Raw genomic sequence first — 1,139 nt, forward strand, 5'->3', positions numbered from 1 at the left:
AATAAGCAACTGGCAGGAGCGGTTACACAGAATTATTTACACTCTCTGTTGTTTTCACGTTTTTTATTCACTTTGCGCTTATTGCCGATACTTTAATTAGTGTGAACAGGCCCTAATAAAGAAAAAGTACTATGCAGCGCTTCAAAGCTCCACCCATCATTGAAATGGAGCTTTCAAAAAATCTCTTGGAACAAATCCAACTAACTTCTAACCTGATCCATTTGTAGCTATTTTTTAAAAACTACATTCTATTATTATTTTCTAGAACCCCAGAAATTTCTCCTTTGGGATTCAATTTGGTGTGTAAATTAACGAAAATCTTTTTATCAAGTAAACTTTTCCGATAGGGTTCCTCCACTATCCATTTCCCCACAATAAACCCACTGTTACCTTTGGAACACCTTGTTTCAAGTCCGTGTTTATCCTTATCAGTTTCCGTGGTTGGCCAGTCAGGAACTATACCGGGGCGTGTCGGCATGCCACAGATCGTTTGGATTATTGGACCACTGGGGTTACCTGGTTTGCAAATAGGAGGCTCTTTGCCATCACCTAAACAGCGCATATGAAAATGAGACATAAGTAGTCCTGGCTCTGAAAGACCACTATATCCAATCATAAAATTTAATATGTGTGTCTGGTTGTTATAGGCCCCGGTAAAAAAACCATGGGCGCCTTGAGGTGTTTCCTTATCCACTTTTTTATTGCTAAGCATTTCTTCATTCGCTATGGTCAGGTCAGCCTTGAAAATAGTGAATACCTTATCATCACCTGCTTCAGACCAAGCTCTCTCGCCAACGGCCTGTTTGGACTCAGCGGGCATCTTTCCTTGTTCGCTATGGTTGTCAGCGAGATTGAAAGGGGAATAGGTGAGCAGTGACAACGTGAGTATATAAAAAGCGACTTTAGGTAATGAATTAGTTTTCATAAACCTCTCCTTTCATGATCTAGATTCAACTTGTAAGTGCATATCTTAATAGAGCTAGAAAAGGCGGTCAGTTCATCGTATTATTTCTGCTTTTCCTCCAGCAAGAGATATATCATACGACACTAAAAGTAACTGACTATAAATAAAAATACCAGATGGAGGTATTCAAGAAAAGTGATCTTAATATGCCCAAGATGACGCTGAATTATCTTAT

At 39.2% G+C, this 1,139-nt stretch carries 1 protein-coding gene; it reads right to left on the reverse strand.

Annotated elements, in window-relative coordinates; translation table 11 throughout:
* Window positions 1–241: 241 nt before the first annotated feature.
* Entirely contained in the window at window positions 242–925 is a 684-nt protein-coding gene (locus tag Q5Y71_RS16865; protein WP_306043238.1) for a CHRD domain-containing protein, read from the reverse strand.
* Window positions 926–1,139: the final 214 nt, after the last annotated feature.

The organism is Microbulbifer sp. 2205BS26-8 (genome assembly GCF_030731025.1).
Lineage (GTDB): Bacteria > Pseudomonadota > Gammaproteobacteria > Pseudomonadales > Cellvibrionaceae > Microbulbifer > Microbulbifer spongiae.